The sequence below is a fragment of the Allobosea sp. genome (assembly GCF_030694325.1).
Lineage (GTDB): Bacteria > Pseudomonadota > Alphaproteobacteria > Rhizobiales > Beijerinckiaceae > Allobosea.
Genome location: NZ_JAUXYO010000144.1, coordinates 1 through 7,701, shown reverse-complemented (window position 1 = coordinate 7,701; position 7,701 = coordinate 1). Strand labels below are relative to the sequence as shown.

General features: G+C 65.9%; 7 protein-coding genes. 1 reads left to right on the top strand and 6 read right to left on the bottom strand.

Features of this window, described 5'->3' with window-relative positions:
* Positions 1-119 precede the first annotated feature (119 nt).
* Entirely contained in the window at positions 120-872 is a 753-nt protein-coding gene (locus tag Q8M82_RS08740) for an ABC transporter permease (RefSeq protein WP_305690978.1), read from the bottom strand.
* A 163-nt stretch (positions 873-1,035) separates the two neighbouring features.
* Entirely contained in the window at positions 1,036-2,061 is a 1,026-nt protein-coding gene (locus tag Q8M82_RS08735; RefSeq protein WP_305690977.1) for an ABC transporter substrate-binding protein, read from the bottom strand.
* Positions 2,062-2,173: 112 nt separating this feature from the next.
* Here Q8M82_RS08735 and Q8M82_RS08730 point away from each other — a divergent pair, with 112 nt between their 5' ends.
* Positions 2,174-2,689 (top strand): Lrp/AsnC family transcriptional regulator, encoded by a 516-nt coding sequence (locus tag Q8M82_RS08730; RefSeq protein ID WP_305690976.1) that lies wholly within the window; start codon positions 2,174-2,176, stop codon positions 2,687-2,689.
* Positions 2,690-2,973: 284 nt separating this feature from the next.
* On the opposite strand, the gene Q8M82_RS08725 is transcribed toward Q8M82_RS08730, so the two are convergent.
* The 4 genes from Q8M82_RS08725 to Q8M82_RS08710 form a co-directional block, all read right to left on the bottom strand.
* Positions 2,974-4,824 carry an ABC transporter ATP-binding protein gene (locus Q8M82_RS08725; RefSeq protein ID WP_305690975.1) on the bottom strand — a complete coding sequence of 617 codons (1,851 nt, stop codon included), beginning with the start codon at positions 4,822-4,824 and terminating at the stop codon, positions 2,974-2,976.
* A 25-nt stretch (positions 4,825-4,849) separates the two neighbouring features.
* Positions 4,850-5,791, bottom strand: a complete 942-nt coding sequence (locus tag Q8M82_RS08720) for an ABC transporter permease (RefSeq protein ID WP_305690974.1) — start codon at positions 5,789-5,791, stop codon at positions 4,850-4,852.
* On the bottom strand, positions 5,757-6,716 hold the full coding sequence (locus Q8M82_RS08715) for an ABC transporter permease (protein WP_305690973.1): 960 nt from the start codon (positions 6,714-6,716) through the stop codon (positions 5,757-5,759). Before Q8M82_RS08715 ends, Q8M82_RS08720 begins: the two co-directional genes overlap by 35 nt.
* Positions 6,717-6,868: 152 nt before the next feature.
* Positions 6,869-7,701 (bottom strand): ABC transporter substrate-binding protein (locus Q8M82_RS08710; protein WP_305690972.1); only part of this gene is annotated, 833 nt, incomplete at its 5' end.

The window sequence follows — 7,701 nt, the reverse complement described above, 5'->3', positions numbered from 1 at the left end:
GATGGCGAGGAATTCGCCGCGCGCGACCGAGAGGTCGAGCTTGCGCAGCACCTCGGTCTGTTCGCCGTCGCGGGTGAAGGTCAGCGACAGGCCCCGGATCTCGATCGCAGTCTTGTCGATCACGCTTTCCAACGCAGCACCCATTTCTGGAAGGCGACGAACAGGGTGTCGAGGAAGCCGTAGAGCCCGGCCATGGTCAGCATGTAGACCACCACGATGTCGGTCGCGAGCAGGCTGGAGGCCTGCATCATGCGTTGACCGACGCCGGCGACGCCGAAGATCTCGGCCGCGACCACCGCCATCCAGGCCTGGCCGAGCGCCGTGCGGACGCCGACGAGGATGCCGGGCATCGCGGCCGGCAGCAGGATCTTGGTGAGCCGCTGCCAGGAGGAGGTGAAGCCGAAGGCGTCCGCCACCTCGATCAGGTCGCGGTCGACGCCGCGGATCGCCCCCTGCGCCGCGAAGAACACGATCCAGAACACGCCGATGGCGATGATGAAGACGGCGGCCGACGGGTTGACGCCGAACCAGATGATCGCGAAGGGCACCCAGGCGAGGCCCGGGATCGGCCGCAGCACACGCACGACCCAGGCCGTCGCCTCTTCGGCAAGGCGCGACATTCCGACCAGCACGCCCAGCGCCACGCCCAACGCCGAGCCGGTGATCAGCCCGGTGAAGTAATGCCCGAGAGAACCCAGGATCGCCGACAGCCAGGCGCCGGATCGGATCTCCGCCAGGAAGGCGCGCGGCAGCGCGCTCGGCCCCGGCAGGAAGGCCGGGTTGACCAGCCCGAAGAACGGGATCGCTTCCCACAGCAGCAGGAAGGCGACGAGGCCGAGACAGGCGAGGGCGGGCGCCCGGAGGGAATGCAAGGTCAAACCTTTATGGATCAGGTCCACACGCCGTCATTCCGGGCGTAGCGCAGCGAAGACCCGGAATCCATCGTAAAGCTCCGGAGCCCTACGATGGATTCCGGAGCTGCGCCGCTTCGCGGCTTGTCCGGAATGACGGCGTGTTGCAAGCGGCACAATATCGTCAGCCGCCAACCTTCGCCGCCTTCTCGTAGAAGCTGGTCTCGAACAGCCCGTCGAAGGGCAGTTCCTTCTCCAGCGAACCGAGCTTGACCTGGTAGGCTTGCATCGCGCGCGAGGGCTCGATGATCTTGCGCGGATCGATTTCGAAGGTCGAGGCCGGCGAGACCAGGGCCTTGCGGATCAGTTCGGGATCGACGATGCCCTTGCCGAGCGCGGCACCGACATGAGGCGCGGCCTTGTCCGGGTCCTTGGCGATCAGATCGGCGGCACGCACCAGGCTGTTGACCAGCTTCTGCACGGCCTCCGGATTCTTCGTCACAAAGGCGCCAGAGCCCGCGACGACCGTGCCGGGCTGGCCGGGAAACAGCTCCTGCCCGCCCGCGATCAGCTTGATGCCGGGGTTGCGGGTCTGAACGATGGTCAGCGCCGGCTCGCGCACGATGCCGCCCTCGACCGCGCCGGCAAGCACCGCCTGCTGCGTCGCGTCGATGCCCATCGGCACGACCTCGATATCGCTCTTCTCCGCCTTGGCGACTTCCCAGAGCCAGTATTGCAGGACGGTGTTGGGCACTGAGCCGGCAGGCTGGGTCGCGAGACGAGCCGCCTTGCCGGTCGAGGCCTTGTGCGCCTTGAAAGCGGCCGCCGGTGTCGTGCCAGGCGTGAAGAACTTCGCGAGCGCAGGCGCCGCGACGAAGACGTTCTCGGCAATGGCGGTCGCGGCGACGACGCGGACATCGACGCCGCGCGAGCGCGCCACGGCCAGCGGCGCGATACCGGCGACATAGAAGTCGATCGTGCCCGAAGCGAAGGCCTGGATCATGTTGGGGCCGGATTCGAAGACGGTGAAGGTCGGATTGATCCCGGCCTCCTTCAACCAGCCCTCGCCATGGGCGACGAAGACCGGGGCCGTGCCGATGATCGGGATATAGCCGATGCGCGCCGCGACAGGGGCCTGCGCCTGGGCGCCGGCGAACGGCGCGGCGGCGAGAAGCGAAGAGCCGGCAAGCAGAAACTGACGGCGATCCATCGATGAAATCCTTTGCCACGACGGCACCTGACGGGGTGCTATTGACAGATTGAGAAAAGGATTTTCTATCAGAATGCAAGAGACGGGGATCAAAAAGAAAAATAAACTACGAATGTCCGTCTGTGTATGCTTATTTTCTCTTTTGAGCGGATTTCAGAGAATGGACGCGATCGACCGGAAAATCCTGACGGTGCTGCAGGGGGACGCCAACATCTCGATCGCCGAATTGGCCGATCGCGTCGGGCTCTCGCAGACGCCGTGCTGGAAACGGATCCAGAAACTGGAGCAGTCAGGCGTCATCCTCAAGCGCGTCGCCCTGGTATCGCCGGAGAAGATCGGGCTGGGGCTGACCGTCTTCGTCCAGATCGAGACCGCGGACCATTCCGGCCCCTGGCTGGAAAAATTCGCGCAGATGGTCTCTGCCATGCCCGAGGTCATGGAGTTCTACAGGATGGCGGGTGATGTCGACTACATGCTGCGCGTCGTCGTCGCCGACATGGCCGCCTATGACATGTTCTACAAGAAGCTGATCGAGACGATCCCGCTCAAGAACGTGACCTCCCGCTTCGCCATGGAGCGGATCAAGTCGACCACGGCCTATCGCGTGCCGGATCTGCCGAGAGCGTGAGGCGTGCGGGTGAGGCCGCGCTTTCGGCAGCGCCTGCCGATGCCGCAGCATATCGCATTCTGACTGAAGCGCGGGTCATCCCGGACGGAGCGAAGCGGAGATCCGGGATCCATGCCTGAGCCCTGATCGGAAGCGTTCCGGAATGGGTCCCGGGTCAAGCCCGGAACGACGACGTGGTTCCGAGGCCATTCCACAGCCGATGCGCAACGAAAAAGGGGCAGGCGCGTTCTGCGCCCGCCCCATTCCGATGCTGACCCCGCAAGGGGCGTGCCGTGCGTCCCGGATCAGGCCGCGACGGCCTCGATCGTCTTCTTCTCCCACTCCTCGCCCCAGATCATCACGGCGTGGCCCGGCGAGACCTCGCGGAACTGGCGGATCGGCGGGACGAAGTCCGGCGCCCGCACCGGGCTCTTGATCTCGTCGTTGGAGGGCGGGTTCTTCTCGTGGCGCCGCGTCGGATCGGCGATCGGCACCGCCGCCAGCAGGCGCTTGGTGTAGGGGTGCTGCGGATTGCCGAAGATCGCCTCGCGCGGGCCGATCTCGACGATCTCGCCGAGATACATCACGGCGACGCGATGGCTGACGCGCTCCACCACCGCCATGTCGTGCGAGATGAAGAGATAGGCCAGCCCCATCCGGGCCTGCAGCTCCAGCATCAGGTTGACCACCTGTGCCTTGACCGAGACGTCGAGCGCCGAGACGGCCTCGTCCGCCACGATCAGCCGCGGCTCGACCGCGAGCGCGCGCGCGATGCAGATGCGCTGGCGCTGGCCGCCCGAGAACTCGTGCGGGAAGCGGCTGGCCATGTCGGGCTGCAGGCCGACGCGGCGCAAGAGCTCGGCGATCTGGTCGCGCGCCTCGGTGCGGGTCGCGAGCTTGTTGATCAGCAGCGGCTCGGCGATCGCTGCGCCGACATTCATGCGCGGGTTCAGCGAGGCGAAGGGATCCTGGAAGATCATCTGCATCCGCTTGCGCTGCTCGCGCAGATCGGTCTGGTTGAGCTTCAGCACGTCGACGCCGTCGAGCAGCACCGAACCCGCCTGCGGCTCGATCAGGCGCATCACCGAGCGGCCGGTCGTGGATTTGCCGCAACCGGATTCACCGACCAGCGCCAGCGTCTCGCCGGCCTGGACGCTGAAGGAGACGTTCTCGACCGCATGGACGCGGCCGGTAATCGAGGAGAGCAGCCCGGAGCGGATTTCGAAGCGGGTGGTGAGGTTCGAGACCTCGAGGACCGGCCGCTCGGCGCTCTTGACCGTATCGGGCGTTTCCTCGGGGATATCGGACTCGCCCGTGGCGCGGTCCACGACCGGGAAGCGCATCGGCCGCGAGCGGCCCTCCATCGAGCCGAGCTTCGGCACGGCCGAGAGCAGCGAGCGCGTATAGGGGTGCTTGGCGCGGGCGAAGATGTCCTCGGTCGCGCCGGTTTCGACCGCCTGGCCATTATACATCACGACCGTGCGGTCGGCGATTTCGGCGACCACGCCCATGTCGTGGGTGATGAAGAGCACGGACATGCCCTCCTCCTCCTGCAGCAGCTTGATCAGCTGCAGGATCTGCGCCTGGATGGTCACGTCGAGGGCGGTCGTCGGCTCGTCGGCGATCAGCAGCTTCGGCTTGCAGGCCAGCGCCATGGCGATCATCACGCGCTGGCGCATGCCGCCCGAGAAGCGGTGCGGATATTCGTGGAAGCGCGACTTCGCCGCGGGGATGCGCACCTTCTCCAGCAGGCGCACCGTCTCGGCCTCGGCCTCCGAGCGCGACATGCCGCGATGCAGGATCAGTGCTTCCGCGATCTGGAAGCCGATCGTCAGCACCGGGTTGAGCGAGGTCATCGGCTCCTGGAAGATCATCGCGACGTCGTTGCCGCGGATGCGGCGCATCTGCGGCTCCGGCAGCGTCAGCAGTTCCTGGCCGGCGAGCTTGATCGAGCCCTCGATCTTGCTCGAGCCCTGCGGCGTCAGCCGCATGATCGACAGCGCCGTCACGCTCTTGCCCGAGCCCGACTCGCCGACGACCGCGACAGTCTCCTTCGGCGCGATGTCGAAGGAGACGTTGCGGACGACCTGCTTCCAGGCACCCTCGACCCGGAAGGAGGTGCTGAGGTTGCTGACGGACAGGATGGGTGTGGTCATGCGGATGCCTTCCGGGTGTTGTGGGTCAGATGACGCGGCGCGGGTCGAGGGCGTCGCGCAGTCCGTCGCCGATGAAGTTGATCGAAAGCACGGTCAGGAAGATCGCCGCCCCCGGGAACAGCGCCCAGTGCGGCGCCGAATCGAGATGGTCCTTCGCATCGAACAGCAGACGCCCCCAGGTCGGGATGTCCGGCGGGAAGCCGAGGCCCAGGAAGGAGAGCGTCGATTCGGCGATGATCGCCGAGGACACCTCGATCGTGGCGGCCACGATCACCGGGCCGATTGCGTTCGGGAGAATATGGTGGACCATCTGCCGGAACTTGGTGGCGCCATGCGCCCGCGCGGCCTCGACGAACTCCTTCTCGCGCAACGACATGAACTGGGCACGCACAAGTCGTGCCACCGGCATCCATTTCAGCCCGCCGATGACGACGACGATGAGGATGAAGACACCGCCCTCGACGCCGAACACCGCCTTGAGCTGCTCCCGGAAGAAGTAGATCACCAGCAGCAGGAGCGGCAGCTGCGGCAGGGAGAGGAACAGGTCGGTCACCCACATCAGGAAGTTGTCGACATAGCCGCGCGACATGCCGGCGATCGCGCCGATCAGGATGCCGACGAAGGTTGCCACGACCATCGCGGCGAGGCCCACCGCGAGCGAGATCCGCCCGCCATAGATCATGCGCGCCAGCAGGTCCTGGCCGAGGTCGTCCGTGCCGAACGGATGCTTCCAGGACGGTGTCTGCAATTGCGCCGAGAAGTCGATCTCGTTGATCGGCACCGGCCAGATCCAGGGGCCGATGATGACGCCGAGGATCATGGTGCCGAGCACGAAGCTGCTCGCCATCGCCAGCTTGTGGCGGCGGAAGCGCTTCCACGTCTCGCGCCCGGGCGAGGTCGCGGCGCTCGTCGGAGCCGGGCCGGACACCGGCTCAGCTGAAGGAGATGCGAGGGTCGAGCCAGCCATAAAGGATATCCGCGATGAGATTGAACAGGACGACGAGGCAGGCGAAGACGAAGGTCACGGCCATGATGACCGGCGTGGCGTTGGCCAGAATCGCGTCGATGAGGAGCGAGCCGATGCCGGGAATCCGGAAGATCTGCTCGGTGACGATGGCGCCGCCGAACACCGCCGGCATCTGCAGGGCGACGAGCGTGACGACCGGGATCAGCGCGTTGCGCGTGACGTGGCGCAGCGTCACGGTCTTGCCGCTGAGGCCCTTGGCGCGCGCCGTGGTGACATAGTCGAGGCGGATCACGTCGAGCACGGCCGAGCGCACATAGCGCGTGTAGGACGCCGCCTGGAACAGGCCGAGCACGGTGATCGGCATGATCGCCTGGCGGAACATCTCCCAGTACCAGCGCCCGCCGGTCGCCGCGATGTCGGAGCGGTAGACGAAGGGGAACCAGTCGAGCGTCACCGAGAAGATCAGGATCAGCAGCAGGCCGGTGAAGAAGGTCGGCAGCGAGAAGCCGACGAAGGCGAGCGTGTTGGCGATCTGGTCGAACACCGAATAGGGCCGCGTCGCGGCATAGATGCCGACCGGCAGCGCGATCAGCAGGGCGAGGATCTGCGACGAGCCGACGACGAAGAGCGTGGTCGGAACGCGCTGCATGATCAGCGTGTCGACATTGATGCGGCTGGCGAAGGAGAAGCCCCAGTCGCCCTGCACCATGTTCGACAGCCAGCGCAGATAGCGCACCAGGATCGGGTCGTTGAGGCCGAAGCTGGCGCGCAAGGCCTCGCGGACCTCCGGCGGCACGTTGGGATTGGTCGCCATTTCAGAGAACGGATCGCCCGGCGCCAGGGCGAGCACGGTGAACAGGATGAGGCTGATGCCGAGCAGGCTCGGTATGGCGATCAGCAGTCGCCTCAGCAGATAAGCGCCCATCTAAACAAACTCTTTTCGTGTGCGGTCTTGTGCCGCCATGGACGAGTGCCGCACGTCCCGGTGAGGGCGGCGGCACGCCTTGCGTTCCAAATGAAGAGGGAGCAGGCCCCCGGTGCGGTCTGCGCCGCGCCGGGGGCCTGCTCCCGGCAGGATCAGGCCCGGTACCAGGCCGCGATGTTCCAGCTGTCGACGTCCCAGCCGCTGTGGTCATGCATCAGCGCCGTCGCCGCCGCGGCGACGCGGGTGCGCGAGAGCAGCGGCAGGATGACATGGGCCTCGCAGAAGATCTCGTTGACCTTGATCAGCAGCGCGGCGCGCTTGTCGGGGTCGAGCTCCTTCTGGGCGGCCCGGTAGGCTTCGTCCGCCGCCGGGTCGGAGTAGCGCGAGACGTTGCGGCCGAGCCACTTGTTCTCCTTGTTGGCGATCTCCCAGGACACGAACTGGTTCAGGAAGCGCTCCGGATCGGGCTGCGGCTGCGTGGTCGTGTACATCTCCATGTCGACATAGAGCTTGGTGTAGGTGTCGGGGTTGGCCACGTCGGAGGAGAAGAACACCGAGGCGGTGACCGACTTCAGCTCGAGGTCGATACCGGCGCGCTGGCAGGCCTGCTTGATGATCTGCTGCGTCTTCTGGCGCGGCGCGTTGATCGAGGTCTGGTAGACGTATTTGAGCTTCTTGCCGTCCTTCTCGCGGATGCCGTCGGACCCGCGCTTGTAGCCGGCGTCGTCGAGGATCTTGTTCGCCTTGTCGATGTTGAATTCGTATTTGAGCTTGGGCGACTTGAACTTGGCCGGCTGGTTCACGAAGCTCGCCGTGGCGATGCCGCCGCGGCCATAGATGAACTTCTGGATCGAGTCGCGGTCGATCAGGAGGTTGATCGCCTCGCGCACCTTCGGGTCCGACAGGGTCGGATGCTTGGTCTTGACGCTGGAGCGCTCGCCATCGACCTCGGTCCAGGGATCGGTGTTGTTGAGCTGCATGTGCT